This is a genomic window from ANME-2 cluster archaeon, from assembly GCA_019429385.1.
In the GTDB taxonomy this organism is placed as follows: domain Archaea; phylum Halobacteriota; class Methanosarcinia; order Methanosarcinales; family Methanocomedenaceae; genus Methanocomedens_B.
Window position 1 is genome coordinate 17,963 of record JAHYIS010000020.1, and the last position, 26,443, is coordinate 44,405.

Below are 26,443 nucleotides of genomic sequence, written 5' to 3' on the forward strand. Positions count from 1 at the left end.
AAATAATTTTGATGGTATGACCGGACCCCTTGAACGTAAACATTTCACGATCATTGCAGGTATAATTGTCGTGTCAGCAGCCCTGTTAGTAACATACCTGTCATGGGTCTTTGTGAATGTCATAATTTTGAGCATGCTTGGTGCATATGTATTGCATCCCCTGGACGTGAAGCTGGGGCAGGTCACAAAGATAAAGAACCGGCGTATCACTGCTATTTTAACCATAGTTTTAGTTGTACTAATTTTTTCTGCTTTGTTTGTAAATATCATCTTCATCCTGGGCTCGGAACTGGCAAAACTCCAGCCGGCTGTGCTGGAAACGGATGTGAACTCTTTGATAGATTACGGCATAGGACTGATGGGGGATTACATCCCTGATACCGTGCAGCAGAATATGAAAGAGAACTTTGCAGGTTCTGCATCTTCAGCCATATTGTCAGCCATCAGCCTGCTCCAGCGTGTGGTACTTGGCTTCATATCAAATATTGCACTCTTTGCCATGGAACTGGCAGTCGTCATCTTCATGGTATATTACCTGCTCATTGACAGGGATAACATCGTACAGACCCTCATCGATGTCCTGCCGTCCAACCGTGTGGAGATCGTCAGGGAATTCCTGTATCACCTGGACAGCATTTACAACAGCCTGTTCAATGTCTATTTGTTAGTATGCGTGCTCACAGGTATTATCGGCGGTATCGGACTGATGCTTATCGGTGTTCCTTATCCGGTGATGTGGGGTGCCATCATTGCAATCCTGGCACTGCTGCCAATCGTGGGACCGGGTGCCTTCTATGTACCAGCCTCCATTTACTATGTTATAGTGGATGAACCGGTCCGGGCAGTAATTCTGTTACTATTCGGCTGGCTGTTCCTTGAGACCATTCCCGGTAATGTTATCAGACCCAGACTGATGATGAAAAAGGGGCAGATACATCCCGTCATCACTTTGCTTTCATTCACAGCTCCATTGTTCGTGGTTGGCGCAATGGGAATTATTGTAGGTCCTGCAGCATTCGGTTTCATGCTGGCGCTCTACAGGACATACATTGGAACTCAACCCGGAAAACCATCAGATATCGGAAATCATGACAGAGAGGTTTCATTGGTTGAGCAAAAAGAACTGGCAGATGTTATTGGGAAAGAACCTGTAGAAGAACCCATTGATTAGTCGTATCGACGAATCCGTAAGAAATATTCAAGAGTTTGCTTTTGCCACCTGGTTCTTCAGGATGCCGATACCTTCTATTTCTACTTCAATAGTATCCCCGGGCCGCAGTTCTCCAACACCTGCCGGAGTACCGGTGGCGATCACATCACCTTTATTCAGGGTCATGATATGGGATATGAACTCAACAAGGGCTGCTGGATCAAATATCATATTACTGACATTGGAGTCCTGTGTTACCTCTCCGTTAACGCGTGAACGGATGAACGCATCTGACAGGTCGATCTCCCCCGGTTCGAGAATATAGGGGCCAAGGGGTGCAAAAGTGTCAAAACTCTTGGCCCGGGTCCACTGGTTATCTATCTTCTGGATATCACGGGCAGTAACGTCATTAAAGCAGGTATATCCCATTATCACATCATCGACACGACGTGCCGCAATGTTCCTGCAACGTTTGCCAATTATAACCGCCAGCTCGGCCTCGTAATCAACCTGGTTGCTCTCAGGTGGATACAGGATCTTGTCTCCATTACCGATTACGGCCGAGGGGGGTTTCAGGAATATTATGGGGTGGTCCGGCAGTTCCATATCCAGTTCCAGAGCATGGTCTACATAGTTCAATCCCACACAAATTATCTTGCCAGGTGCAACAGGCGGGAGTGATACAAGTTCTCCAATTTCGTACGAGTCATTATACAGGTCCTTTTCCACTATTACCCTGGTACCCTGTATGGTTCCGGTAAAAGCTTCATCATCAAGTTTGAATCTACCTATCATCTATAAACTATCCTCAAATCTTTCCTGAACAATTTTTTTCCCGGTCGCATCCCTATGATATTTCCCCAGTTCACTATATATAAGCATGTCGCCTTTGAACACAGGTCCATCCTTGCAGACCCTCTGGCCGGATGGGTCAATTGTGCACGCACCACATACCCCTATTCCGCATTTGAAATACCTGTGAAGACTGAACTGTGAGCGGGCTTCAATCGCCTGTGCCTGAAGAATATCAAGCACACCTTTCATCATCAGTTCGGGGCCGCAGACATAGAGCTGGTCAAAGCTTTCCAGGTCAAACTGGTTAACGAGTTCGGTAACAAACCCATGATATCCCTTGCTCCCGTCATCGGTGGCAACACTGACACGACCGCACTGTGAGAACTGTTGTTCGAACAGCAGTTCATCCCCTGTCCTTGCACCAACTATCGTTGTCATGTCCAGCCCCTTTGCATATGCCAGCCGTGCCAGCGGCAGCAAGGGTGCACCACCTACACCACCTGCAATGAGCATTATCCTGGTGCCTTCCAGTTCAAACCCGTTCCCGAAAGGACCCCTGATGCCGATACTGTCGCCCACCTGCATACCTGACAGCACATTTGTGGCTTCGCCCACCCTCTGCACCGTGATAGCGTCCGGATGCGACAATGCCATGGGCACCTCATCCAGTCCCCTGACCCAGACCATAACGAACTGGCCAGGCAATGCTTCCAGCTTGAGATCCATTTTCAGTGTGGTAATGGTAGGCGTTTCGTGGATAACTTCGGTAATAATGGCATTTCGTGGTTTCACCTTCCCACCTTCCTGTGAGCCATTCCAATAATGTCATCAAGCTCCATACTGTTGTCTGCCAGGTATCGGGCCAACCCGGCGGTTACCTCGTTGAATATATTAATACTGTCATAGACCGCAGACCCTATCTGTACCGCACATGCCCCTGCCATCATCATCTCCACAACGTCCTGGTAATTCGCAATACCACCCACGCCTATCACCGGTATATCCAGTGCCTGGTACAGGTCATAGACACACTTTACAGCCACCGGGTGTATGGCAGCCCCTGACAGCCCGCCAAAACGGTTGCCCAGAATAGGATAGCCGCTGTGGATATCTATGGCCATTCCCCGTACAGTATTGATGGCCACCACTGCATCAGCACCACCTTTTTGGGCAGCCTCACCAATCTCAACGATATCTGTCACATTGGGAGTGAGTTTTACCCATACGGGCGCATTTGCGGCCTGTTTAGCTGCCTTCGTGATTTCTGTTACCAGTACCGGGTCCGTACCGACCGCTGCACCATATCCACTTGCATGGGGGCAGCTTACATTCAATTCATAAGCATCAGCACCGTCCAGTCCTGTGATAATTTGAGAGAATTCGTCAGGGTGAGCACCGAACACACTGGCAATCACAGGAACGCCACCTTCCCTGGCAGTAATCAGTTCACCTCTGAACTCCTTATAAGAAGGGTTTGGCAGACCCATGGCATTCAAAAATCCACATCCCAGTTTGAACATGGTGGGATTAGGATGGCCCGGTTTTGGTTCAATACCGATCGACTTGGTCACAACAGCACCGGCACCAGAATCTGCAATCCGTTTAAGGGATGAACCCGTGGTACCCAGTACGCCCGCCGCCAGTATGGCCGGGTTTTCCAGGGCAAGGCCGGTAAGTTCTATGGAAAGGTCTGTTCTGGCCATATTATCCATAGACCTCATCCACTGAAAAATCCTCATGCACTATCTTTGCGATTTTTGAAACGATAGCAACGGGGTCCTCGGCCTGGAACACGTTTCGTCCTATTGCCACACCCTTTCCTCCGGCATGGACCGAATCATATACCACCTGCATCAGGTCCATTTCGGTTTCCATTCTCGGTCCTCCGGCTACAACAACAGGGACAGGACATCCTTTCACCACTTCACGAAACGAGTCCGGATCACCGGTATAATTGGTTTTGATTATGTCTGCACCCAGTTCAGCTCCTACACGGGCAGCATGTTTCACATATTCTACATCATGTTCAGAATCAACTTTTGGTCCCCTGGGATACATCATTGCCAGCAGGGGGATACCCCACTCATCACATTTACTTGCAACCATACCAAGGTCCTCAAGCATCTTTGCCTCGTCGTGGGCACCTACATTTACGTGGACTGACACGCAGTCAGCTCCCACCTTGATGGCATCTTCTACAGAAGTGACCAGTACTTTATGATTGGGGTCTGGACCCAGGGACGTTGATGCCGATAAATGGATGATCAACCCCACATCCTTACCATAACCCCGGTGACCGTATTTTGGAAGACCCATGTGTCCCAGCACAGCATTGGCACCACCTTCTGCAACTTTGTTCACCATAGACGACAGGTCAACCAATCCCTGAATGGGGCCGGCCCCTACACCGTGGTCCATGGGTATAATAATCGTTCTGCCAGTTTTCCGGTTAATAATACGCTCTATTCTGACAGATTTGCCTATATTCCCTGACTGCAGGATATTGTTGTGCATAACTTTCCACCTGAATCCATTGAAGGGTTATAATGGTACTTATTTATTTAGCCATGGATAATTTCACCTTAATTATTTACATAATATATATTTATATATTGCAAAAAGGTTCATATCCATTGAGTGCTTAAATTAGTATGGGGTAATAATATTTGACAAATGGATGTGGATCAAAAATGAATTTAGAAAATATATTACTGAAAGATGTTATGACCAGAGGCGTTATGACCGTTTCTATGGATATTCCTGTAAAAGAAGTGGCATACCTTATGTCAAATCAGCACGTGTCCGGTATAGCCGTCGTAGACCATACCGGTGAGATTATGGGGGTAATCTCAGAAATGGATATTCTAAAAACGGTAAATAACGAATCTTTGCTGGATGAACCAGCCGAGTCGATCATGAATTACTATGTCCAGTCTGTTAAACCCACGACGTCATTAAAAGTAGCGGCTGAGATGATGATGAAACATGGTTATCACAGGTTGATCGTCCTTTCGGAATCAGGGGTTGGCGCATCAAATCGCCCTATTGGGATATTAAGTGCCAGTGATATTGTCAGAACAATATCACACGCCAGGTAACAAATATATCATAACGTCACTACCTTCTGCCAGCAGGTGGGACCCGGCAGAACTTTGAGCTTAGCTGGGCGTGTTCCCTGATAATATCTGACTTGGTCAACAGGCCAAGCATCCTGGTGTGGTCGTCCCGTTCCACAACAGGTAACCGACCGATATTATTCTCAAGCAGTTTGCGGAGTGCGTATTCAAGGTTCTCATCTTCATATGTTACCACCAGTGAACGGGTCATAATATCTCCCACCAGTACAACATCCCGTTCATCAAGAGGTACTTTTTCCGCATCCTCGAAGGTGACTATGCCTACCAGTTTCAGGTTGTCAAGTACGGGATAACCTATATGGCGGTATTTGTGTATGAGGTTCAATACGGTCTGTACCTTCGTAGCCGGGCTAACGGTAATAATGTCGGTGCTCATTACATCTTTCACCGTGACCAGTTCCAGTACATCTATGGTCATCTCGCGACGGTGGGCCGGAGAGTCCATCCGGGTAGGGACCTGCTTTTCATAAATGGACCATTTACCTGACATAACGTATGAAAGTGTTGAAGCCAGCATCAGAGGCGGCAGCAGGTTATAATTCCCGGTCAGTTCTGACACCATGATTATTGCAGCAATGGGTGTTTTTGCAACACCGGCCAGCAGTGCCGCCATCCCCACAAGTACGAAGGTAGAATATTCGACCACTATGGAAGGGAACAGAGTATGGAAGGTAACCCCTAAAACACCGCCCAGCATTGCACCAACTACCAGGGTGGGGCCGAACACACCACCACTGCCACCACTACTGATACTGAATGACGTGGCAATGATCTTTGCGAGCAGGAGCAACAACAACAGTCCCAGGGCAAGTTTCTGGTCAATAGCCATCTGGATAAGCCCGTATCCTACTCCCAGGCTCTGGGGTATGAAATACGCCATCATACCAAGCATGAAACCGCCGACTGCTGGCTTGACATGTTTGGGTATGGCAAGTCTTTTGAAGAAATCCCTCATTCCGTAGAATATATGAATATAAAATATACCTACGGCTGCGGCTGCAATACCCAGCAGGGCATAGAATATGAGTTCGTTAGGATGGGTAAAATGGTAATTCGGCATTGAGAACAGGGAACCCCAGCCAAAGAAGGAACAGTATATCGAGTATGCAACGGTTGACGAAATAAAGGCAGGCACAATACCCTCTGATTCCGAACCCTGCCGGTAAAATACTTCGATCGCAAAGATCGCACCGCCCAGGGGTGCCTTGAATATACTACCGATACCCGCAGCCATTCCACAGATTATCATTATACGCCGGTCCCTGTCAGTCAGTTTTAGCTTGGTGGCAAGTACTGAGCCGAAGCCTGCGCTGATCTGGGCTATGGGTCCTTCCCTGCCTGCACTCCCTCCTGAACCTATGGTTATCATGGATGCAACAGCTTTGACGAATGGTACGCGTGCGCGTATTATGCCACGCTTCTGGTGGTATGCTTCTATCACCGAGTCGGTACCGTGACCTTCTGTTTCAGGGGCGAAGCGATAGACCAGGTAACCTGCAATAAGGCCGCCAACCATTGGCAGGAGTATGAGTAGCAAGCGGTGAGGGTCCGAAGGAGGAACGTTCAACAGGTCTACATCGCCGCCGGGTGAGGCTGGGTAGTATCCGCCAATACCTCCCAGCAGGTAATATGTGGAATAGTAAAGGCCTGAATAAAATAGCACGGCAACCAGCCCGCCAACCACACCGACCAGTGTGCTGAGCAATGTCCATCTCTGGACTTCTTTCAGATCGAGTTCAATGATGATTTTTTTTATTTTGTCAGCAAAATCCATCCTCAACACCTGCTAACTGAGAAGAATGGTCTAACCAGTAATCGAAAAATAGTGAAATGGGAATTATCTGATACTGATAATTGTTTTTGAGGTGAATGATGAAAAATCCATGATGCAAGTATAGTATCAGTACCCGTGTCTTTGACCCTCTTTAAATTTTGGGTCTATTTCGTGCTCCATGATAAATAAGGTTAATGTTAGTTCAAATGGAAGATATCCAGGATTTCTTTATTGAAGAGAACCACAAAAATTAATCTATGATTGAATGTTACTTAACTTAAAATGATTTCTGGAGAAATAATGGAGGATAAGGAACTTATCAAGGAACATGTCACGAATATTATAACTATCGCAAAAGAGATATCCAGGGATATCACCATTATGGAAATATGCGGCGGGCATACCAACGTGATCATGAAGTATGGTATAAGGGAAATACTGCCTGGAAATGTCAAACTGATCTCAGGACCTGGTTGTCCGGTATGTGTAAGTTCCCAACATGACATTGATTGTGTCGTTGAACTGGCACTCAACGGAATCCCCATTGCGACGTACGGAGATATGCTTAAGGTCCCGGGAAGTACCAGCAGTCTTGATGATATAAGGGCTAAGGGCGGGAAGATATTTGAGATATATTCCACGTCTGAAGTAATTAAATTACAGGAAAAATATCCTGATATTGTTTTTTTTGGAATCGGATTTGAGACCACGGCTCCTATGACCACATATCTACTCGAGAGAGGAGTATGTTGTTATTCTGTCCACAAATTGGTACCTCCGGCACTGCAAATTCTTGCTTCAGGGGATGTACATATAGATGGATTCTTAGACCCGGGTCATGTTTCAACAATGACCAGGATGACTCCACATAGACCAATCCCCATCAAATTACAATGGTAATTATTTATTTTATATATGTTTTTTGGTTCTCTTTGAAATGTGGGACATATCTTAACCAGGCGATTGGATTCGTCGTGATTTTGCAGAATTAAGGAGAACGATTACTTCGCCTCCATTTTTTAGCGAGGATAAGCATTGATGCTATTCTCTGTGCCTGCCCCCATCTTACCACCCACCCTCGTGGTGAGGATACGGTCACGGGCTTTTCTGTTGTTCTGGCAAACCAGGGGGTACAGCCATGAATAGATTTATCTCCCATCAACCACCAGCACCCAGCCCCCATATTATGGCAGAATATCCTGCGGTCAAAAAGAAATGGTAAAGCGTACCGTATGAATGTCCAGGAATTCCCTGAATACTTTCACCCCGCTCTATGCTCGGCTTATTACCCCAATATCCCCTCCCTGTCATTATCCAATATTCGAGCGTGCCATAGAGATGAACGAACCATCCCCTCTCGCCTGTGGCCTTGACCCCGGAAGCTTCAAACCCTCCACCATAATTCTGGTGGAAGGGGCCTCGCGCTTCGTGCCCGACCTGCTGCTCTCCCTGTGTGCCCATACCACCGGGCTGCAGCAGCAGGACGTGGTCTTCGTGGACGGGGGCAACAGCTTCAACCCGTACACGTTACGAAGCATTGCAAAAGTGCTGCAGGCAGACACCAAGACCGTTATGACAAAGACCCATGTAGCCCGTGCTTTCACTGAATACCAGATGAACGACCTGCTCACCCAGCAGCTGCCGCACGCACTCGTAAAATGGCAGCCGGGCATGCTGGCAGTAGCATACCTGCCCTACCTCTTCGGCAGCGTCCACACCCGAAAACTGCTGGAACAGGCACTTGAGCACCTGGAGGAATACACCCGCACCCACGGCCTGACCACCATCATTACCAGCTATGGTGGGACCTGGTGGGGCTCCAGGCTGGTGGAGGAGCGTGCCGGCAGGGTCATCAGGGTGGTACAGCACCATAAACTGCTCAGGATACTGGACGAGAACGACGTGCTGGAATTCATGCCCGTCCCGCCCGGCCAGATGCAACTGGGCGCCTATACGGCGGTGGTGTGAATGGGCAGGACCGTGCCCAGTTTCAGGATGCTGCTCGACAGTATCATCATGGAGCTCGGGAATTTCAGGAGGGCGCTGCGCCGGACCGACCAGGAGGTCTTTGACCGTGTCATGGACATGGCGCGTGAACACGCCTCCGCATCCGCAGTGGCGGCAGCCCTGGACCCCATGGACACCATTGTGCTGTCCATCCTTATCGAGCAGCAAAAACAGATAGACCGCCTGAAGGAGGACAGCCATGCCCCATCTCCTTGATATCGATTACCGGGACGGATGTATCATCCTCTGGATCATGCACGCCGGCAGGTGCACACCCCACTACCAGCGGTATTATCCCCGCATATACCTGGAATGTCCTGTCCGCAACAGGCATCTTATCTCCACCCTGCCCCAGGTTCGGCAGGTCAGGGTCGAACAGAAGATAACCTCCCTGGGTCAGGAGCCGCAGGACGTGCTGTCCCTGTCCCTGGATAACTGGAGCGACGTATTTGGCCTGGCCGACATGCTGGAGCAGCGTGGCTGGAAAGCATACAACGTGGACCTGCCTCCCCCACGGCAGTTCCTGCTCGAGCGGGGCCTGTTCCCGATGGCACGGCTGGACCGGCACCTGCACCTTGATGACGACCAGCAGACCACCAGCTACACGAACCCTGAATTGCGCACCATGCACCTGAACGTTACCCCGCGGTCCGTGAAGAACCCCTGCTTCAGTGACCCGGTAAAGGAGATACAGCTTGGAGAGCACACCCTCGAAGGCATGCCTGAAGCCGATATCATAGAGGGCCTGTCCTCCCTGGTCGCAAAAACAGACCCGGACGTGATACTGACACGCGGCGGTGACAGTTTCCAGCTTCCTTACCTGTACCACAGGGCACAGGAAGCGGGAGCCTCCCTCCGGCTGGGCCGTGAAAAGGACGACCCGCCCCGGCAGAATAAAGGCAGGTCTTATTTCAGCTATGGCCGCATCATCTACAAACCAGGCGGCTTCCCGCTCAGGGGCAGGCTGCACATCGACGAGCAGACGTTCATCGTCCGTGAAGGCGGGATGCGCGGCCTCATCGACCTGGGCAGGATAACGGGTATCCCCCTCCAGCAATTATCCAGGCTCAGCCCCGGCAGCGCGGTCACAGCCCTGCAGGTTGACCGTGCGCTCAAGGACAGCGTACTGGTTCCCTGGCGGCGCAACCTGTCAGAGAACTTCAAGACCGCAGAAGAACTGCTGCGAGCGGACAGGGGAGCGCTGATACTGGAACCCAGGGTGGGCATCTACGGAAATACGGCTGAGATGGACTTTACCAGCCTGTTCCCCCACATCATGGTCACAAAGAACATCTCTCCCGAGACCGTGCTGTGCGACTGCTGCCCTGACTCGCCTGCAAAGGTGCCCTTTACCGGATACAATATCTGCCAGCAGCGTCTGGGGTTGATACCCAGGGTCATCGGCCCCCTTATCGAGCGGCGCATGACCTACAAGAGAATGGCCGAAGGCGGCAGCGAAGAACACCGGATGATGCAAAACGTCCTGAAATGGCTGCTCGTCACCAGTTTCGGTTACATGGGGTTCAACAAGGCCAGGTTCGGGCGGATAGAGTGCCACGAATCCATCACCGCCTATGCCAGGGAGATATTGCTCCAGACCATGGAACTCGCCCAGGGTATGGGATTTGAGATACTCCACGGCATCGTGGACAGCCTGTGGGTCAGGGGCAGCGGCGATCCGCAGGAGTTATGCGACCTTGTGAGCGGGACCGTGGGAATCCCCCTGGAACTCAAGGGGCACTACCACTGGATAGTGTTCCCGTCCAACCGCCACAACCGTGCCGGTGCCATGAACCGGTACTTCGGCCTGATGACGGACGGAAAGCTGAAGGTCAGGGGGATCGAACTGCGTCGCAGGGATACGCCCGAATTTGTCAGACGGTTACAGCGGGATATCCTTGAAAAGATGAAATGTGCCCACACTGTGGATGAACTGTACGATACCATCCCCTGCGTGCTGGATGTGGTGCGCCACTATGCCGCCGAGATAACAGGCGGCGATGCCGACCCCGGAGAACTGGTGTTCACCACCCATACAAGGCACAGGCTGGAAGATTACCGGCAAAAAGGGAGCCAGGCCGCGGCCCTGTACCAGTTAAGGGAAGAAGGCGTGGAGGTGCAGCCCGGACAGGCTGTACAGTACATACACACCGACCACAGGTCACGGTATTTCTATAATAGGGTGAAGGCTGCTGAACTGATCGACCCTGATACGGCATATGACAAAAAAAAGTATTATGATATTACACTCAGGGCCGCAGAGAGCATACTGCGGCCTTTCGGGTATGACAGGGATGTGCTGGATGATGTGGTGACGGGTAGTGCACAGATGAGAGTAGAGGATTTTTGTTAGATTTGAGTCGAATATAATTATTAATTATACTCGATTTAAAGTGACTATAAATAGTAATTATACTCGAGCTCAGTCGAACCATATATATATCTTCATAACATAAACATAACATACATGTTAGAACAATCGATACGTTTGTGGAATCCCTGGTGGGCAGAAAAAAAGATGCCTCAGAATCTTACAGGAATAAAACGAGATGTAACAGATTCGATAATAACATCCCTTGATGCACCACATATAAAAGACGTTATCGGGGTCAGGCGTTCGGGTAAGACCACGGTACTCTACCAGACAGCAGCATACCTGATGGACATTGGCGTGGCACCAGAGCATATCGTGTTCCTGAATTTCGATGACCCGGCAATAAATGCTGCACCGCTTGATGATATATTTAGCAGCATCTACAAGATCAATCTAGAAATCTCGCATATATTCCTTGATGAGATTCAGCAAAAAAAAGGTTGGGAGCGTTGGGTAAGAACCTTATATGACACAAAACGATTCAGCCAGATATTCCTGTCCGGGTCATCATCAAGTCTGCTTACACAAGATCTGGGCCGTGTGTTGTCAGGCAGACACATCACATTTAACATAATGCCGTTCTCTTTTCGTGAATACCTGAAAAAAAATGGATGGGAAAATTTTGAAACAGAATATCTAATCTACAAGAGAAAAGAGATACTATATTACCAGAAAAAATACCTTGAAGATGGTGGTTTTCCCGAAACTATCGGGATGAATGAGTTCAATCAAAAAAAGATACTGACATCTCTTTATGGTGATATAATTGCAAGGGATATCCTGGCAAGGTTCGGTGCATCCTATGAAGTTGCGGCGAAGATTTGTCTGTTAATGATCACAAATTCAACACGTGAGTACTCATTCAATAGTGTGGCAAAGGCGACCCATATAGCACTTGAAACAGCCGAAAAATATATTGGATATCTCAAAGAATCACTGCTGATAAATGATCTGTCTGTATTTTCCTATAAACTCAAAAGCCAGTTCAATCAAAATAAAAAGACATATGCAGTGGATACAGGGCTCAGGAATGCCGTATCGTTCAGGATTACCTCGGACCTGGGCAAACTTGCCGAGAATGCAGTATTCCTTGAACATAAAAGACGTAGCAATGAAGTATATTACTGGAAAAGCAAAGGTGGCTATGAAGTTGATTTTGTGCAAAAGATAGGCCAGAATGTACAGGTATTATTGCAGGTTTCATGGGATGTGAGAAACGATAAGACCCGCAAACGTGAAGAGCGATCACTCTGTCATGCATGTGAAGAATTCGGAATTGATATCGCATTGATATTGACAGAGGATACTGAAGATATTGTAGAACGAAATGGAGTGAAGATTACTTATTATCCACTCTGGAAATGGCTGCTTGATATCTAACCTGTGTAAGTATAGTAAGAGAGGCGTTATGGATTTACTGATCAGGCTCATGCCCGGAGCATGGTCAACAACATCTTGAACTGCTGCTTTGCCTGCAGAGCATGAGGAACATTCGCGGGCATTACTACCATCTGGCCGGACGTTGCATTTACGTTCTCGCCGCCGATAGTAAGTTCGACCTCTCCATCCAGTACCAGTACCACTGCATCAAAAGGGGCCGAATGTTCGCTGAGCCCCTGGCCCGCATCAAAGGCGAACAGGGTGATAGTACCTGCCTTGTTCTCGATAAGGGTGCGGCTGACCACTGAATCTGCAGAGTATTCTACGGAATCGGCAAGGTCGAGAGGTTTTGCTGCAGGTATGCGGGTTCTTGGTTCAAGATTAATGTCCTTCATGGGAGCCACTCCTGAACATCTGATAAGAGTACATTTATTTAAGGTTGGTGTTCTACTTTAGCCCGCCCTATCTTCTCAGCCAGGTTCGGCAGCACTTCCTTGCGCAATCCGCCAACGAATTTGATGCTGTCCCTATCAGGCAGGAGAAGGTAGATACAATAAGCGGTCTTGATTGTCATGTCAAATAAATCATAAATTGGTCGTTCATATAAGTACAAATTTATATATGTTTAGTCTTATATACGAGACTATGACTAAAATAGAATTATTCAAATATATAATTAAAGAGTTCCATGAATTACGATTACCTGAGACTTATAATCGAACCCTTTCAATACCCGAAACACAAAAAATAATCAGCCTTATAGGCCCAAGAAGAGTTGGAAAAACATTTTACTTTTATCAGTTACTAAATAACCTGATTAAAAACGGCATAAACCCGAGCAGGATAGTATACATCAACTTTGAAGATGACAGGATCCTGCCATTAAACGTAAAAGATTTAAATTCGATATTAGAAGCTTATTATGAGCTTTATCCGGAAAATACTGACGAAATGCTTTACCTTTTCTTTGATGAGATACAGAATATCAACAACTGGGAATTGTTCGTAAGAAGGGTGTACGATAAGAAAAATACAAGGATGTATATTACTGGTTCAAGCTCAAAATTGCTCAGTAAAGAAATTGCAACAAGCCTGAGGGGTAGAACTCTTTCATATTACCTGTTCCCGTTAAGTTTTGAAGAGTTCTTAAAATTCAATCAGGTCACATTAAACAAGGATTTTGAATATACAAATGCGAGATTCAAGGTTAAGCAACTATTCAATAAATATCTTTATAGTGGTGGTTTTCCTGAAGTGGTGCTGGAGGCTGAAGAACTTACACAGGATATTCTTCAAAACTATTTTGAAATGTTTATCTACAGGGACCTTGTTGAAAGATTTTCCATAAGGAATACATCATTGTTGAAAAGCCTTGTTAAATTCTTAATAACAAATATAGGTACGACTTTTAGTGTAAATTCTTATTATAATAATATCAAACAGGAAATCCCAGTTGGAAAAGATACATTGCTGGAATACCTATCATATCTTGAAGATATCAACCTGATATATCTGGTTCCCATATTCAGCTATTCACTAAAAAAACAGCAGGTAAATCCCCGCAAAGTTTATTGTATCGACAATGGGCTACGAAATGCCGTATCGTTCATGTTTTCAAAAGATGAAGGCAGATTAGCCGAAAACCTGGCATTCCTTGAGCTTAAAAGAAGAGGCAAAGAGCCATATTACTGGAAAAAGAATGGCGAAATTGATTTTATCATAAAGGATAGGGACAGTTCATTGACCGCCATAAATGTTTCATATACAGATGAAATTGATGACAGGGAGACTAAAGTACTGCTGGAATTCGCAGACGAATTTTCTCCCAAGATCAAGGAATTGATTTTATTAACAAAAGACCTGGAGAATACCGACGGCATGATTAAATTCATACCTTTGTGGAAATGGCTTATTCACTAATGCAAAATCCATCAAAATTCGGTTTTAGCCCGTCCTATCTTCTCAGCCAGTTTCGCCAGCACTTCCTTGCGCAATCCGCCAACGAACTTAATACTGCCTACAACCAGGTGCCCGCCACCATTGATACTGGCTTCGGGTATCTCCTCATGCAACTCCCGCACCATTTGCGGGATGTTCATAAGCACACCCCTGCTGCGAAGCACAACAAAATCCGGGCCGTACCCCAACGTGACAATTGGCTTATCAGGATACTTATGGCATAATGTATCATGCACCTCACCACTGGTCTTACCCGGTGGCGGGAATGTGAACTTATGAGCAAAATTCTCCACATCCAGAACATGCAGGAGTGCCCCGCTCGGCAACTCCCGTGATTTCACCGATGGCAGCGATGCTTCCAGCTGGGTCTTGATAGCATCGTTAGCCTGCTTCACCAAAAGAGGCACCAATTCCCGATGCCGCTTCAGATTACCCATATTTAAAATGTCATAGGTAATACCCCTGCCTTCACTGAAACGCAACCAGAACGCTTCATAATCCAGTGCCAGAGCCATATCCTTCAAATCGCTCAAACGGTATCGCGACGCAACCAGTTCAATATACTGTGCAGCCTCCGGTGCTTCCGAGCGGTCGCCTACAGCCGAAACCGCAGGAAGGTGGCGTATCTCTTCTGTCACCTCAGGATTTATCATCCTGGCGATCTCGGTACCCAGCATGCCCGTAGTTATCCCGAAATCCCCGCCCGCATGGGCCGGGTTCACATGGGCCAGCAGGTACTGGTCAACAATGTCATCGGGATGATGATGGTCCACAACCACCATATCCATACCATAGACCTTTGCCTGTAGCATTGCGGGCACATCCTCCTCAGTAGAGCCATTATCCATCAACAGGACCAGTGGCATTTTCTGGCCATGTCTTGCATTATCATCCAGTGCGAACGATATATCCCTGGTAATATCCACCATCTCGTAGAACGGTGCCTTGCTGGGTGAGCGCCGGTAAAAATGATATCCTGCATCAGTCCCGCCGACCTCATTTATGAGTGGTAGCACCGCTTTCTCAATAGCAATGGCTGAAGTGATACCATCAGCATCGGCATGGTGGCGTAGCACGATAGGCCTTGAATGGAATATTGCCTTGCGTATTTCCTTGGCAACCTGGCGCATCTTGGGCTTCAACGCCTCAAGGATCGGGCTCTTAACCAGGAATTCAACATCATGAGGCTCAGACCGTGTGTCCAGCGCATTCTCTATCTCGTCCCTGATAGCAGCCGAATCCGCACCCCACATCTGCCTTATTTCACGTATCTCAATCTGCAGTTCATTGTTCCGGGTATTCAGTTCACCTAAAACCTTAACTATCATATCGGATTCAATTTCAGGATACGAGCGCTGCCCTGCTTTTTCGAACGCAGCACATGGCACCGTACCCGTTTCATCAGCCAGCGTGAATATGGTCGGGCCGCCGGTCTGCTTTATCTGGATGACCTCACCCGAAATATGCACCAGTTTACTGATATGGCCTCTAAGAGCAGATATCTGGGTGCGGGGTATATCCTTCTCTACCTCGATTATCTGGTACTCCGGGAGGAGTACCGGCACAAGGTCAATGTTCCCGTTTGAAGCAATGTTCTTCACCTGTACAAAGATAGTCTCACCCACGTCCGGGGTCCTGGTCAGGTGCTTCTGGTGCGCAAGGCCACGCGTGCGGGAGTTCAGGTTCACAAAGGCACCGAAATTGGCAAGGCTGTCCACCACCCCCTCATACGTCATATCGACCTCAAGGTCTGAGGTATCACAGGCAGGACTCAATTTTCCGACCAGCGGTTTTTTGGCACACGAAGCACACATATCCCCTTTCATATCACCGCCAAGTGGCTGCCCGCATATACGACAGGTTATCATCTCACCCCGGCCGCCGCAGACTTTGCATTTTGTCTCCACTCTAACGGTACCGGACCCGCCGCACGTGTGGCAAACGGACCCACCTTTGAGCAGGCTGCCCAGGTCTTTCTCGGTCATCCTGGTCAGGTCAATAGTTTTGGGTTTTCCAGAACCCTTGCATCCAGGACATTGTTGCTGCGAAACATCAGTAATTCCTGTGCCATCGCAAGCCTTGCATTGTTCAGCCATGGTTATTGAAAATAATAAATTATAAGACCAGGTATTCAGAATTTGCGCTCGATCATGTAATCCGCAAGTGCCAGCATGATATCCTTTGCCTCGCTTTCGGGTAATATGTCAAGTTTTTCTTTCCCCTCAGCCACAAAATTCAGGGCCTTGTCCTGGACATAGTCAATCGAACCTGATTCTTTTAACTTCTCCAGGGCGTCATCAATTTCCTCCCTGGTAGCATCTCTCTTGCCAAAGACATCAAGTTTCACATTATGGTCCCTTGCATGGACTGCTATCAGGGTTTGCTTGCCTTCCATAATGTCGCTTCCCCTGATCTTCCCCAGCACATCTTCGGGTGTGACCAGGTCAAGTACATCATCAAATATCTGGAAACCCACACCAGTCAGACGTCCAAAATCCCACAATGCCTGTGCCTGTTCAGGTGTACCGCCTCCAAGTATAGCCCCCATCTTGCAGGATGCCGCATACAGTATGGCAGTCTTTTTCGTCACCATATCCATATATTCGGCTTCGGATACATCATTCCTTTTCTCAAAACTAATATCAGTCCACTGTCCTTCGCATATTTCAGTGCAGGTGATGGACATCAGTGTCAGGCACTCGACCATCCTGGCCGCATCAGCTCTGGTCTGGCTGAGAATGTGGAATGACTTGGAATACAGCGTATCACCTGCCAGTATGGCACCAGACAGACCCCATTTAATGTGGACTGCCGGTATCCCCCGCCTGAGACTATCCTGGTCCATGATATCATCATGGATGAGGGTGAAGTTATGGACCAGTTCAACAGCGGTGGCTGCAGGAATAACATCCTTCGGATTTCCGCCAACAGCTTCCGTGGAAAGGATGAGAGCCGCAGGTCTTAAACGTTTTCCACCTGCATCAAAAAGGTATCGCATAGCACGATAGAGTTCATCAGGCTCTCCGATAGGCATCAGGTTCTGTATAGACCCATCCACCATTGAGCCTCTTTTTCTTATTTCTTCAAGCAAATCCATAGAATCCCTCTATCCAATGTTAAATTATTCTATAAGTATCTCTTCACCGTTTCGCATAATATGTACATTCTCGCCGAAAACATATCCTGCATCTTCGGCCATTTCCATATAATTGCCATGCATCTCAATATATCCGTGCGCAGGTATCACGTGTTCAGGATTTATCAACCTTAGCAACTCCCAGTGGTCTTCTTTGTACGCATGACCTGAAACATGGACATTTTCATAAATTCGTGCTCCACTCATTCCAAGTTTTGTTTCAAGCGAATAACGGTTGGCCCGTGTCAGGGGATTGGGTATCACATTAGCAGAAAATACTACTTTATCACCACTTTCTATCTTATAATCAGTCCCTTTTGAAGCTATCCTTGGCAGTATTGAGCCAGGTTCACCCTGGTGACCTGTGACGATGGGCAGGTACTTCTCCTTCCCATCATCGTTGATGCGTTTCAGGGCCTTATCGATTGACTTCCGGTGTCCGTATATCTCAAGATTTTCAGGGAATTTCAAAAACCCCATCTTCGCAGCAGTGCCCACATATTTTTCCATGGAACGACCCAGCAATACAGGGATGCGCCCCATTTCAGCGGCGGAATCAATAATTGACTTTATCCTGGCTATATGGGATGAGAATGTAGTGACTATCACTCCGGATTTTGTTTCCTCAGTACCCAGCAGCACATCAGATACCATATCCGCTGCAATTTTCTCAGACGGGGTCTTTCCCTTACGGTCAGAATTGGTACTTTCCGTTATCATCAGGCTTACACCTTCTTTCCCTATCTGCCGCAGCCGTTCAAAATCAGGAGCCTCGCCAATAGTTGGTGTACGGTCTATCTTGAAATCATTAGCATACAGAATAATACCCTCAGGTGTGTGGATGGCGGCAAAGGCCGCGTCAATGATACTATGCTGTACCCGTATAAGCTCGATCGATACCTGGGGGCTCACTTCATATATCTGGCCAGTAGGAAGGCTTTCAACCTTGTTCTTGACCAGATATTTCTTTTCATTACTTATCTGTTGCCTGATGAGCTCTGTCGTATATGGTGTGGACAGGATAGGTGCATCATACCTGTGCGCCAGTTTAGGGATAGCACCAATATGGTCCAGGTGCCCGTGTGTGCACACGATAGCCTTTACTTTTCCTCCTATCTGTTTCATCACCATGTCATCGGGTATTACACCCATATTGATAAGGTCACGGGAATTTTTCTTGTCAAGTTCCACATCTTCATGTATCTGGACCCTGTCAAGACGAAGTCCCATATCCATAATGATTATCTCTTCACCCACTCGTATCGCGGTCATGTTGCGACCCATTTCATTGTAGCCGCCTACCGCTGTAATGCCTATTTCTGTCATAAAAATCCTTTCTCCTGATATACGTATAATCTTTTCATTTTCTCTTGTTATTTTCTAACGCCGTGCAAAGCGGGATGTATCAAATCCTCGCTCTTTAAGATATTCTCCCGTCCTTCCGGTTATCACAAGCTGTGCACGCACAAGGTCTGCAACTGTCGCACTACCTGTCAGGAACATGGCAGCTTTCAATTCTGCCTGGAAATATTCTAATTTCGTCCTGACATCCTGTGGTCCTTTCATCGCAGGTCTAACCAGTGGAAGTGCAGTCGCACATGCACTGGCTCCTAGTGCGAGCGATTTAGCTATATCCAGGCCGGTACGTATACCGCCCGTAGCTATCACCGGTACGGATAAATTACTTTCAATTACGCTCACTGCTGTTGGAATACCCCAGTCCCAGAACAGGTTGCCCAGGTGTTCACCCATGAGCTCATCCTTATTACGCGCCCGGTAAACTTCGACACCTGCCCAGCTGGTACCTCCCACGCCACCCACATCTATAGCAGACACACCAGCTTTACACAGTTTCTGGGCGACTTCACGACTGATACCTGCCCCCGTCTCTTTCACGATCACCGGTATCTTGAGTTTTCTGCAAACCTCTTCGATCAGTTCCAGTCCCTCTGTTGCATCAGTATTACCTTCAGGCTGAATGGCTTCCTGCAGGAAGTTCAGGTGTATGGCCATTGCATTGGCATCTATCATGTCAACCGCCTGCCTGACACCTTCTACCCCATATTCCTTGAGCTGGGCAACACCCAGGTTCCCGAACACGAACGCATCCGGTGCTGCGTCCCTGACCACCCTGAACGAATCTTCCAGGCCAGGGTCTTCAAGTGCAGCTCTCTGGCTGCCCACACCCAAACCAATACCCAACTCCTGTGCTGCAATTGCGAGGGATTCATTCACCTGTTTTGTTTCAGGATGACCTCCGGTCATGGAGGCTATCAATAACGGGAATGCCAGGTTGTATCCAAGCAGTTGCGTTGAAGTGTTAATGTCCTGAATGTTGATTCCGGGCAGGGCATTGTGCACCATTGTGATATCATCAAATCCGGTGCGTTTCAGGTTATGCTCGTCCCTGTGGCTTTCAACATCCTGGTTAGCACACAGGTCAAGGTGCTCTACTTTTCGGTTCGATGTACTCATTTTTCTATACCATTATTGTAAAAGATTCACTTATTCTTTTGTATAAGTGTGCCCATTGTCTCCCCTTGTAAGAACCGGGTAATACTTCCGGTTGCCGATGCATCAAATATCCTGCTGCTGATGCCTGATCTGTCTGCCAGTTCTACCAGTTCCTGCACCTTGCCCAGCATACCGCCGGTAACATCGGTATGTGATGACCCGCCTATATATTTACGTATCCCGTCAAATGTGGCAGGCGTGACCTCAGGGATGTTCTTCTCCTCACTGTCAAGCACTCCATTAATGTTGCTGCCTATACCGATCAGTCCGGCACCCATTTTCCGGGCAATATAGGGTACTATCTGGTCACCGCTTAAAATGTCAGCCCCTCGCACTGAATCCATCGCTACATCACCATGCAGCACAGGTACCAGGCCACGATTCAGCATTTCCCTCAGGGGAGCAATCTGCATATCACTGATACGCCCTTCCCTGAGCATAGTACAGCTCAACGGATGCACAGGTACTGCCGGTACACCGGCTGAAACGAAAGCATCCACGACCATTGCGTTGAGGGTCTTGACACTCCGGTGAGTTTCGATCAATCCTTTGGTGTCGAATTGTTCTATGAGTTTGAACTGTCTGGCAAGAGGATGCCCGAAAGAACCCGCGCCATGTACCAGTATGAGGGGATTGTCTGCACCTGTTGCGGCCACTTCTCTGGCTATGCGCTCAATGGTGCCGGGTATCGCTTTCGGGACGGCGCTGGACTTGTCAGTAATAATACTGCCGCCGATTTTTAGCACGACAGGACGGTTCATTCTACTTTCACTCCATAGGGAGTTGCACTGGTGATCATAGCCTGTCCACCGGCAGATGTTATAGCAGCAGCCACTTCATCAGGCCGGTCGGTGATGGCAACCATGCACCCGCCTCCACCCGCACCTGTGGTCTTGGCGCCCCACGCGCCTGCATGACGGCTGGCCCATACCAGATTTGAAAGTTCAGGCGAACCCACACCCAGAGTGTCCAGCAGTCCGTGATTGATATCCATGAGGTGTCCCAGTGCCTGGTAGTCCCGTCCCTCGATGAATGCTTCACCTTCACCAGAAAGCCTGCCAATGGTACTGATTACCGGTCCTATGACCTGCGGATATCTTTTCCTGAGTTCGCCCACACTCGCCACCAGTTCACGGGTGGAAGAGAACCTGCCCGTATAACCAATAACTATGGGGCATTCCGGCAGGTTGAGCCGCTTTTTGGCAGGTATGGTGACCACGCCGCCCATGGTGGATACGAACGTATCGGCCGGACTGGCTGCACCCTGCACCGCGCGTTCGATATCATGTCCTATTGACGCGATATCGTCGAGTGAATGACCGGTATCGAACTGGATGCTCAGAGCATGCAAGGTCGCAATGGTCACCGCTGCCGACGAGCCAAGTCCTGAACCAACGGGAAGCTCGGATGATATATCTATCCTGACCCCGTCAGGAATGAACGGTTCCATTTCCCTGATACACCGGGTTACATAGGGATGCTTGTGCATATCCAGTCCGGTAATTCCGATACTGGAATGGATAATATGTTCAGTATCAGGACGGACTGTTGCCTTTGTGCGGATATCCACGGCACATGCTGTGGCCGGCTCACCATATACTACGGCATGTTCGCCAAAGAAGTATATTTTACCCGGTGCACTACACGTGGTCATCGTCATATCAATGTCCCCAATATCATTATCATTCAACAATTATGCCTGCATATCCCACAACTGCCAGGAGATCCCCGGTAACATCCCCGCTGGTCGAATAATCAAGCAGGGTTCCCCTGGTCGCACCAAGTTGTGCTGATGCTGCAAGCATGGCAGTTATTGGGCCATACCCGCATGCTGATGCATTCCTTTCAGCCAGCCGGGCATAGAATTCATCCACATCCAGGGAAAGTACGGATTCAATAAGATAATTATCAGTATCCCTGGCCACGTTATCAGGTACATAATGGCTGAAGTCACTTGATGCGATGATAACCACTTTTTTATTACTGTTCCTGATCACCTGTGCCAGCTGGTCCCCGACTTCCATGGCTGTCTGTTCATCCTGCATGCCCATGCAAATGGGTACTATCGCGAACCGGTGAGAAAACCGGTACTGCAGAAATGGAAGCTGCACTTCGATGGAATGTTCATACCTATGCGCGTTCTCATCAAGATCGATTATACCGCCGGCAAGTTGTTTTGCAAACTCTTTATCTGCAGGTACTTCACCCAGCGGTGTCTCCCAGGATTCCTGCGAGACAGCCACCAGTGAGCCAACACCAGTATGGTTAGGACCAAGGATCACATACGTATCAGCCTGTGGCAGGGTAGCATACACATGGGCCGCTGTAGGTCCCGAATACGTATATCCTGCATGGGGCACTACGGCTCCTATCACCTGCCTTGACTGGTCCACAATTGCAGCAAAACATCTATTCAGTTCGCGTTTCAACTGTTTTTGTGTGCCGGGATAGAACTGGCCTGCTACTGCCGAACGTCTCACATACTCCACCACCTTATCTATAGGAAATTGGACTTTCTCATTTAAATTTCTGTCTCAAAATCTTCCAGACTCATGTTGAACTGAATACCCTTGATCTCTGTGATCTTCTTTGCCAGCAGCCAGTAGACCAGGGAAAGGGCTTTTCGTCCTTTATTGTTCGTGGGTATTACCAGGTCCACGTTTGAAGTGGAGTTATTCGTATCACAAAGACCGATTACCGGAATTCCTATACTGACTGCTTCTTTTACCAGCTGGCTATCCCCATGTGGGTCTGTTACCAATACAACATCTGGTTCAAAGAATATATCCAGATTAGGGTTGGTAAGTGTTCCTGGTATGAACCGGCCTATCATGGCTTTTGCACCCAGGGTTTTGGCAAGCATCTTAACAGGATGGTGGCCATACTGCCTGGCAGAAACTATCAATATCTTTGTCGGGTCATATTTTGCCAGCAATGCTGCAGCCAGCCGTATCCTCTGGTCGGTAGCCTGAATATCCAGGACGTAAAGTCCATCTGTCCTGACCCTGTAGACGAATTTCATCATATCACTTGTTTTTTGCTGGGTTCCGATGTGGATACCTGCAGCCAGGAATTCGTCCAGGGGGATGATGGATTCATAACCTGCATCTTTTATTTCACTTTCATTTTCAATTTCCATTCACTTCACCTTTGAATCAATATGATTTATTATTATTATGCTGTTTTTTTGTCGGTCAACCTTTTGACTGTGATAGGGATGACACCCATTTCCAATTCTCTGAATGCGATATCGATGGGTTCGCCAGAATCATCTTCCAGAAGTACAGGTGCTCCCATAGATATCTGTAATGCCCGTGCACCGATAATTCGGGCACGCTCATAACGGGTTAATTTAATAGTATTCAACAATTTCACCTCAAAAACAATACGGTCCTGTGACCGCCAGACTAACAAGTATTAATACATACAGCTAAAATTGATACAGCTAAAATCTATTTCCATTCAATACTTGTGCACCCGGAGTCCCTCCGGGAATGGTTCCAATTCGATACATGATATTATTTTGATTTTACCAGTAACACCTAAGGAGTTTCATTGAAAGGGTAGAGTGGGGTTGCTGAGATTTGAACTCAGGTTACGGCGTCCCGAACGCCGCAGGATGGTCCAGGCTACCCTACAACCCCTACTGGTATGGTGCAAACGAATCCAGCAGTTTGATGTGTGTTAGCAGCATCCTGCGACAGCAATATCTTTCAACGCCCAGATCATCCAGTACCGTACCGGGTTCTTCCAATTCAGCTACACGCTTCTCGAAATCTTCCCAAAGGCTGGAAATGACCTTTCCACAGGTGAAACATCGTACAGGTATCATTGTATTAACTCATCTATATGATTTCTGGGTCTTTGCCCTTGCACCGGATCCGCCGAACTTTTTCGTTTCCTTCTGCCTTGAATCGTTAACCAGCAGGTTCCTGTCATAGCTGAGCATAGTATCCTTCAGTGCAAGGTCACCACTCCATTCAACAAGGCCTTTGCCGATTGCGGTCCTGGCAGCATCTGCCTGTCCCATTATACCGCCGCCATTTACATTTACATCAATATCGATCTTTGAAGTTATCTTGTCCCCTGCTAAAGTAATAGGTTCCATCATCTTAAGCCTTACCAGATCAGGTTTGAATATTTCCAGAGGCTTTTTATTGATCCTTACACGGCCAACGCCATCTTTAATTGTAGCTCTGGCAATGGCGGTCTTTTTCTTTCCGGATGTATTGATAATCTTGACCATTTATATTCCTCCAGATTATAATTTGGCTCCCAGTTTCGTGCTGAGCTCTCCAAGCCTGATATATTTTACCGAACTCAACCGGTTCATATTTGCACCTTCAATGGATACAGCCTCTTCACGCCTCAGTTCCTCAGGCACTCCAATGTAGGTTTTGAGTCTGTCCATAGCATCCCTGCCCCGTGCTCTCTTATAGGGTAACATGCCACGGATGGTCCTTTTTACGATATGGTCGGGTCGCTTTGGGTAATACGGGCCGAATTCCCGGTTTCCGCGGTCTACCGACTGTTTATATTCAGTAAATGTAGTAACCTTATCACCGGAAATAACGATCTTCTCGGCATTTACTATTTGAATCTCTTCACCTGCAAGCAATCTTTTTGCCAGGATACTGGCAAGCCGTCCCAGTATCATCCCATCTGCATTAATAACTGTCATTTCATTACACCTCACTGCATGATCCTAACATTCGAGCCGCCTGGATTTTCCTTGACCAGTTGCTCTATAGTGAGGCATAAGCCCCCTTTTTCTACAATCTTTTCTTTTGCAGTTCCACTGAAACCCAGCGCAACTACATTTACCTTGTGTTCAAGGGTACCTGATGCCAGCACTTTTCCCGGCACTATGATAGTCTCATCCTCACTGGAATGCCTGTTTATCTTGCTCAGGTTAACTTCAGAGTAATTCCTGGTCGGACGTGACAGGCGCAGTGCAATATCCCGCCAGATCTTCACGTCATTCTCACGGGATGCGGTTTTAAGGTCATTGATCAGACCTGATACGCGCAGATTTGTCTTTTTGATATTTTTACTCACTATTGTTCCTCCGTATGACCACCTGCGAGGTGGCCTGACTCACACAGTCTTTCTGCGTTCGGACAAACTATGCCCATGTGCCACAGGATGTTGTAATCCCTACGGTTTTGTTAATTGGAAATGAAAACCACATTAACACGTATGTATGCATCTCACATGCATTTTGCATAAAATATGCTGTATGCTCTGATATATGCGTGGCCTTCATTCTACCTGTCAATATAAATAATTTGTTATGATGAGAATGGGATTTTTGCACAACGTGCATTCTAACTGGTGTAAAAATACCGGTAACTTCAGGGATGAATAAAAGATAAAATTTTTATACATATCAAAATATCAGGTGTAGGTAATGCGAAATAAAAGACCTTTCCTGTTGATACTATTAACTCTTGTTTTAGTGCTTGTTTCAGCCGGGTGTCTGGAAAAACGAGGTCCTCAAGATCCGGATGTCAGCATGTTCGAGCTGTATGTATCTGACCCTGGTGATGTAAGAGTTGATGACCAGGTATATTCAAAAGGGGACAAGGTTTTATTTGTGCTAAAATACCATGATGTAGAGAACTTTAATCCTATTGAGATCAGTACTATCCAGTACGAATTTTCAAGGTTAAAGCCAGTGGATATGGATGTACACCAGGGATTTGAACTTCATGGAATAGCTTTTCTTGATAACGATGGAAATTCCCTGGATACTGTTACCCTGAATCCCGGCGAGTCAGTGTTTCTGAGCCTGGCCATACCTGATACGCAGGAAAAATGGGATGAGATAACGGCACGATTCGCCTCGAACGAGTCAGTACAGTTCGAACTTGTGCTTAAGATACGTGACCTTGCAGTTCCCCTGCAAAGCAATGAACTGACAGTATCTTTGTAAGCCCTTTCAACAGAGTACGTATTTAACCAAACCACGAATTAAAATTACCCTGTATGTTAGATAAGTGTGCCTTTGATGTACCTGAAGGGAAAGGGACATATTCCATTATCCTGGCACTGGATTACGATACTGACATAACGGTCGGTGCACTCGGAGCAAGGTATTTTCCTGCAGGGCATTATTCATACACAGGTTCTGCCAGGGGTACGGGCGGGTTTGCCAGGGTGATACGACACCTGGGCGTGGCAGCCGGCAACAATTCTACCCGACACTGGCATATTG

At 47.6% G+C, this 26,443-nt stretch carries 30 protein-coding genes and 1 tRNA gene; 10 read left to right on the forward strand and 21 right to left on the reverse strand.

All coding sequences use genetic code 11. From position 1 onward, the window contains the following. Positions 1-16: 16 nt before the first annotated feature. A complete protein-coding gene (locus K0A89_07870; GenBank protein ID MBW6518404.1) occupies positions 17-1,171 on the forward strand; it encodes an AI-2E family transporter in 1,155 nt (384 codons plus the stop codon). A 27-nt stretch (positions 1,172-1,198) separates the two neighbouring features. Here K0A89_07870 and K0A89_07875 read toward each other — a convergent pair whose 3' ends face one another. Genes K0A89_07875 through K0A89_07890 form a run of 4 tightly spaced genes read right to left on the reverse strand, consistent with a single transcriptional unit; the run spans position 1,199 to position 4,459 of the window. After that, complete coding sequence (locus tag K0A89_07875) at positions 1,199-1,945, reverse strand: fumarylacetoacetate hydrolase family protein (GenBank protein MBW6518405.1); 747 nt, start codon at positions 1,943-1,945, stop codon at positions 1,199-1,201. After that, positions 1,946-2,737: a dihydroorotate dehydrogenase electron transfer subunit gene (locus K0A89_07880; protein MBW6518406.1), complete on the reverse strand. Its 792-nt coding sequence runs from the start codon at positions 2,735-2,737 to the stop codon at positions 1,946-1,948. It abuts the gene before it with no gap. Next, positions 2,734-3,648 (reverse strand): dihydroorotate dehydrogenase, encoded by a 915-nt coding sequence (locus tag K0A89_07885; GenBank protein MBW6518407.1) that lies wholly within the window; start codon positions 3,646-3,648, stop codon positions 2,734-2,736. The genes K0A89_07880 and K0A89_07885 overlap by 4 nt, the downstream gene beginning before the upstream one ends. 1 nt (position 3,649) lies before the next feature. Further along, the gene (locus tag K0A89_07890) at positions 3,650-4,459 is read right to left on the reverse strand and encodes a 2-amino-3,7-dideoxy-D-threo-hept-6-ulosonate synthase (GenBank protein ID MBW6518408.1); all 810 of its coding nucleotides are present in this window, start codon (positions 4,457-4,459) and stop codon (positions 3,650-3,652) included. Positions 4,460-4,635: 176 nt separating this feature from the next. Here K0A89_07890 and K0A89_07895 point away from each other — a divergent pair, with 176 nt between their 5' ends. Then, the gene (locus K0A89_07895) at positions 4,636-5,043 is read left to right on the forward strand and encodes a CBS domain-containing protein (protein ID MBW6518409.1); all 408 of its coding nucleotides are present in this window, start codon (positions 4,636-4,638) and stop codon (positions 5,041-5,043) included. Positions 5,044-5,062: 19 nt separating this feature from the next. Here K0A89_07895 and K0A89_07900 read toward each other — a convergent pair whose 3' ends face one another. Next, the gene (locus tag K0A89_07900; GenBank protein MBW6518410.1) at positions 5,063-6,856 is read right to left on the reverse strand and encodes a chloride channel protein; all 1,794 of its coding nucleotides are present in this window, start codon (positions 6,854-6,856) and stop codon (positions 5,063-5,065) included. A 300-nt stretch (positions 6,857-7,156) separates the two neighbouring features. Between K0A89_07900 and hypD the strand changes: the two genes are divergently transcribed. From hypD to K0A89_07925, 5 genes are all read left to right on the forward strand, one after another. Next, complete coding sequence (gene hypD, locus K0A89_07905; GenBank protein MBW6518411.1) at positions 7,157-7,756, forward strand: hydrogenase formation protein HypD; 600 nt, start codon at positions 7,157-7,159, stop codon at positions 7,754-7,756. A gap of 336 nt (positions 7,757-8,092) precedes the next feature. Then, positions 8,093-8,824: a hypothetical protein gene (locus K0A89_07910; protein ID MBW6518412.1), complete on the forward strand. Its 732-nt coding sequence runs from the start codon at positions 8,093-8,095 to the stop codon at positions 8,822-8,824. Further along, entirely contained in the window at positions 8,825-9,079 is a 255-nt protein-coding gene (locus K0A89_07915) for a hypothetical protein (protein ID MBW6518413.1), read from the forward strand. It begins immediately after the preceding gene. Further along, positions 9,063-11,216: a hypothetical protein gene (locus tag K0A89_07920; GenBank protein ID MBW6518414.1), complete on the forward strand. Its 2,154-nt coding sequence runs from the start codon at positions 9,063-9,065 to the stop codon at positions 11,214-11,216. The genes K0A89_07915 and K0A89_07920 overlap by 17 nt, the downstream gene beginning before the upstream one ends. A 114-nt stretch (positions 11,217-11,330) precedes the next feature. Then, positions 11,331-12,617, forward strand: a complete 1,287-nt coding sequence (locus K0A89_07925; protein ID MBW6518415.1) for an ATP-binding protein — start codon at positions 11,331-11,333, stop codon at positions 12,615-12,617. A gap of 47 nt (positions 12,618-12,664) precedes the next feature. Here K0A89_07925 and K0A89_07930 read toward each other — a convergent pair whose 3' ends face one another. Both K0A89_07930 and K0A89_07935 read right to left on the reverse strand, forming a co-directional pair. After that, a complete protein-coding gene (locus K0A89_07930) occupies positions 12,665-13,012 on the reverse strand; it encodes a cupin domain-containing protein (protein ID MBW6518416.1) in 348 nt (115 codons plus the stop codon). 38 nt (positions 13,013-13,050) lie between these two features. Beyond that, positions 13,051-13,191, reverse strand: a complete 141-nt coding sequence (locus K0A89_07935) for a hypothetical protein (protein MBW6518417.1) — start codon at positions 13,189-13,191, stop codon at positions 13,051-13,053. Between the two features lie 71 nt (positions 13,192-13,262). Between K0A89_07935 and K0A89_07940 the strand changes: the two genes are divergently transcribed. After that, the gene (locus K0A89_07940) at positions 13,263-14,537 is read left to right on the forward strand and encodes an ATP-binding protein (protein MBW6518418.1); all 1,275 of its coding nucleotides are present in this window, start codon (positions 13,263-13,265) and stop codon (positions 14,535-14,537) included. A gap of 11 nt (positions 14,538-14,548) precedes the next feature. Here the strand turns inward: K0A89_07940 and K0A89_07945 are convergent, their stop codons facing one another. The 14 genes from K0A89_07945 to K0A89_08010 form a co-directional block, all read right to left on the reverse strand. Further along, positions 14,549-16,672: a DHH family phosphoesterase gene (locus K0A89_07945; GenBank protein MBW6518419.1), complete on the reverse strand. Its 2,124-nt coding sequence runs from the start codon at positions 16,670-16,672 to the stop codon at positions 14,549-14,551. Positions 16,673-16,707: 35 nt separating this feature from the next. Further along, positions 16,708-17,673 carry a polyprenyl synthetase family protein gene (locus K0A89_07950; protein MBW6518420.1) on the reverse strand — a complete coding sequence of 322 codons (966 nt, stop codon included), beginning with the start codon at positions 17,671-17,673 and terminating at the stop codon, positions 16,708-16,710. A 24-nt stretch (positions 17,674-17,697) separates the two neighbouring features. After that, positions 17,698-19,038 carry an RNase J family beta-CASP ribonuclease gene (locus tag K0A89_07955; GenBank protein MBW6518421.1) on the reverse strand — a complete coding sequence of 447 codons (1,341 nt, stop codon included), beginning with the start codon at positions 19,036-19,038 and terminating at the stop codon, positions 17,698-17,700. 54 nt (positions 19,039-19,092) lie between these two features. Then, positions 19,093-20,187: a type 2 isopentenyl-diphosphate Delta-isomerase gene (gene fni, locus K0A89_07960; GenBank protein ID MBW6518422.1), complete on the reverse strand. Its 1,095-nt coding sequence runs from the start codon at positions 20,185-20,187 to the stop codon at positions 19,093-19,095. A 26-nt stretch (positions 20,188-20,213) separates the two neighbouring features. Next, entirely contained in the window at positions 20,214-20,987 is a 774-nt protein-coding gene (locus K0A89_07965) for an isopentenyl phosphate kinase family protein (GenBank protein ID MBW6518423.1), read from the reverse strand. Continuing rightward, on the reverse strand, positions 20,984-21,880 hold the full coding sequence (gene mvk / locus K0A89_07970) for a mevalonate kinase (GenBank protein MBW6518424.1): 897 nt from the start codon (positions 21,878-21,880) through the stop codon (positions 20,984-20,986). Before mvk ends, K0A89_07965 begins: the two co-directional genes overlap by 4 nt. A gap of 28 nt (positions 21,881-21,908) precedes the next feature. After that, positions 21,909-22,706: an MEMO1 family protein gene (locus tag K0A89_07975; protein ID MBW6518425.1), complete on the reverse strand. Its 798-nt coding sequence runs from the start codon at positions 22,704-22,706 to the stop codon at positions 21,909-21,911. Between the two features lie 41 nt (positions 22,707-22,747). Then, complete coding sequence (gene rpsB, locus K0A89_07980) at positions 22,748-23,365, reverse strand: 30S ribosomal protein S2 (protein ID MBW6518426.1); 618 nt, start codon at positions 23,363-23,365, stop codon at positions 22,748-22,750. 35 nt (positions 23,366-23,400) lie between these two features. After that, positions 23,401-23,592 (reverse strand): DNA-directed RNA polymerase subunit K, encoded by a 192-nt coding sequence (locus K0A89_07985; GenBank protein ID MBW6518427.1) that lies wholly within the window; start codon positions 23,590-23,592, stop codon positions 23,401-23,403. A gap of 203 nt (positions 23,593-23,795) precedes the next feature. Further along, positions 23,796-23,870, reverse strand: a tRNA-Pro gene (locus K0A89_07990). Further along, on the reverse strand, positions 23,870-24,058 hold the full coding sequence (locus K0A89_07995) for a DNA-directed RNA polymerase subunit N (GenBank protein MBW6518428.1): 189 nt from the start codon (positions 24,056-24,058) through the stop codon (positions 23,870-23,872). Before K0A89_07995 ends, K0A89_07990 begins: the two co-directional genes overlap by 1 nt. Positions 24,059-24,067: 9 nt before the next feature. Beyond that, positions 24,068-24,472 carry a 30S ribosomal protein S9 gene (locus K0A89_08000; GenBank protein ID MBW6518429.1) on the reverse strand — a complete coding sequence of 135 codons (405 nt, stop codon included), beginning with the start codon at positions 24,470-24,472 and terminating at the stop codon, positions 24,068-24,070. A gap of 15 nt (positions 24,473-24,487) precedes the next feature. Then, positions 24,488-24,907: a 50S ribosomal protein L13 gene (locus K0A89_08005; GenBank protein MBW6518430.1), complete on the reverse strand. Its 420-nt coding sequence runs from the start codon at positions 24,905-24,907 to the stop codon at positions 24,488-24,490. An 11-nt stretch (positions 24,908-24,918) separates the two neighbouring features. Then, positions 24,919-25,287 (reverse strand): 50S ribosomal protein L18e, encoded by a 369-nt coding sequence (locus K0A89_08010; GenBank protein ID MBW6518431.1) that lies wholly within the window; start codon positions 25,285-25,287, stop codon positions 24,919-24,921. Positions 25,288-25,636: 349 nt separating this feature from the next. Between K0A89_08010 and K0A89_08015 the strand changes: the two genes are divergently transcribed. After that, entirely contained in the window at positions 25,637-26,161 is a 525-nt protein-coding gene (locus K0A89_08015; GenBank protein ID MBW6518432.1) for a hypothetical protein, read from the forward strand. A gap of 53 nt (positions 26,162-26,214) precedes the next feature. Further along, on the forward strand, positions 26,215-26,443 hold a 229-nt coding region (locus K0A89_08020), incomplete at its 3' end, for a DUF123 domain-containing protein (GenBank protein MBW6518433.1).

Bases quoted from the DNA above. Each gene is read 5' to 3' on its own strand.
- K0A89_07870 (MBW6518404.1), top strand. From the start codon at position 17: ATGACCGGACCCCTTGAACGTAAACATTTCACGATCATTGCAGGTATA.
- K0A89_07995 (MBW6518428.1), bottom strand. From the start codon at position 24,058: ATGATACCTGTACGATGTTTCACCTGTGGAAAGGTCATTTCCAGCCTT.
- K0A89_07920 (MBW6518414.1), top strand. From the start codon at position 9,063: ATGCCCCATCTCCTTGATATCGATTACCGGGACGGATGTATCATCCTC.
- rpsB (MBW6518426.1), bottom strand. From the start codon at position 23,365: ATGGAAATTGAAAATGAAAGTGAAATAAAAGATGCAGGTTATGAATCC.
- K0A89_07890 (MBW6518408.1), bottom strand. From the start codon at position 4,459: ATGCACAACAATATCCTGCAGTCAGGGAATATAGGCAAATCTGTCAGA.
- K0A89_08015 (MBW6518432.1), top strand. From the start codon at position 25,637: ATGCGAAATAAAAGACCTTTCCTGTTGATACTATTAACTCTTGTTTTA.
- K0A89_07925 (MBW6518415.1), top strand. From the start codon at position 11,331: ATGTTAGAACAATCGATACGTTTGTGGAATCCCTGGTGGGCAGAAAAA.
- K0A89_07935 (MBW6518417.1), bottom strand. From the start codon at position 13,191: ATGACAATCAAGACCGCTTATTGTATCTACCTTCTCCTGCCTGATAGG.
- K0A89_07965 (MBW6518423.1), bottom strand. From the start codon at position 20,987: ATGAACCGTCCTGTCGTGCTAAAAATCGGCGGCAGTATTATTACTGAC.
- K0A89_07940 (MBW6518418.1), top strand. From the start codon at position 13,263: ATGACTAAAATAGAATTATTCAAATATATAATTAAAGAGTTCCATGAA.
- K0A89_08000 (MBW6518429.1), bottom strand. From the start codon at position 24,472: ATGGTCAAGATTATCAATACATCCGGAAAGAAAAAGACCGCCATTGCC.
- hypD (MBW6518411.1), top strand. From the start codon at position 7,157: ATGGAGGATAAGGAACTTATCAAGGAACATGTCACGAATATTATAACT.
- K0A89_07885 (MBW6518407.1), bottom strand. From the start codon at position 3,648: ATGGCCAGAACAGACCTTTCCATAGAACTTACCGGCCTTGCCCTGGAA.
- fni (MBW6518422.1), bottom strand. From the start codon at position 20,187: ATGAGTACATCGAACCGAAAAGTAGAGCACCTTGACCTGTGTGCTAAC.
- K0A89_07900 (MBW6518410.1), bottom strand. From the start codon at position 6,856: ATGGATTTTGCTGACAAAATAAAAAAAATCATCATTGAACTCGATCTG.
- K0A89_07950 (MBW6518420.1), bottom strand. From the start codon at position 17,673: ATGGATTTGCTTGAAGAAATAAGAAAAAGAGGCTCAATGGTGGATGGG.
- K0A89_07910 (MBW6518412.1), top strand. From the start codon at position 8,093: ATGTCCAGGAATTCCCTGAATACTTTCACCCCGCTCTATGCTCGGCTT.
- mvk (MBW6518424.1), bottom strand. From the start codon at position 21,880: ATGACCACGTGTAGTGCACCGGGTAAAATATACTTCTTTGGCGAACAT.
- K0A89_07955 (MBW6518421.1), bottom strand. From the start codon at position 19,038: ATGACAGAAATAGGCATTACAGCGGTAGGCGGCTACAATGAAATGGGT.
- K0A89_07930 (MBW6518416.1), bottom strand. From the start codon at position 13,012: ATGAAGGACATTAATCTTGAACCAAGAACCCGCATACCTGCAGCAAAA.
- K0A89_08005 (MBW6518430.1), bottom strand. From the start codon at position 24,907: ATGACAGTTATTAATGCAGATGGGATGATACTGGGACGGCTTGCCAGT.
- K0A89_07915 (MBW6518413.1), top strand. From the start codon at position 8,825: ATGGGCAGGACCGTGCCCAGTTTCAGGATGCTGCTCGACAGTATCATC.
- K0A89_07945 (MBW6518419.1), bottom strand. From the start codon at position 16,672: ATGGCTGAACAATGCAAGGCTTGCGATGGCACAGGAATTACTGATGTT.
- K0A89_07895 (MBW6518409.1), top strand. From the start codon at position 4,636: ATGAATTTAGAAAATATATTACTGAAAGATGTTATGACCAGAGGCGTT.
- K0A89_07875 (MBW6518405.1), bottom strand. From the start codon at position 1,945: ATGATAGGTAGATTCAAACTTGATGATGAAGCTTTTACCGGAACCATA.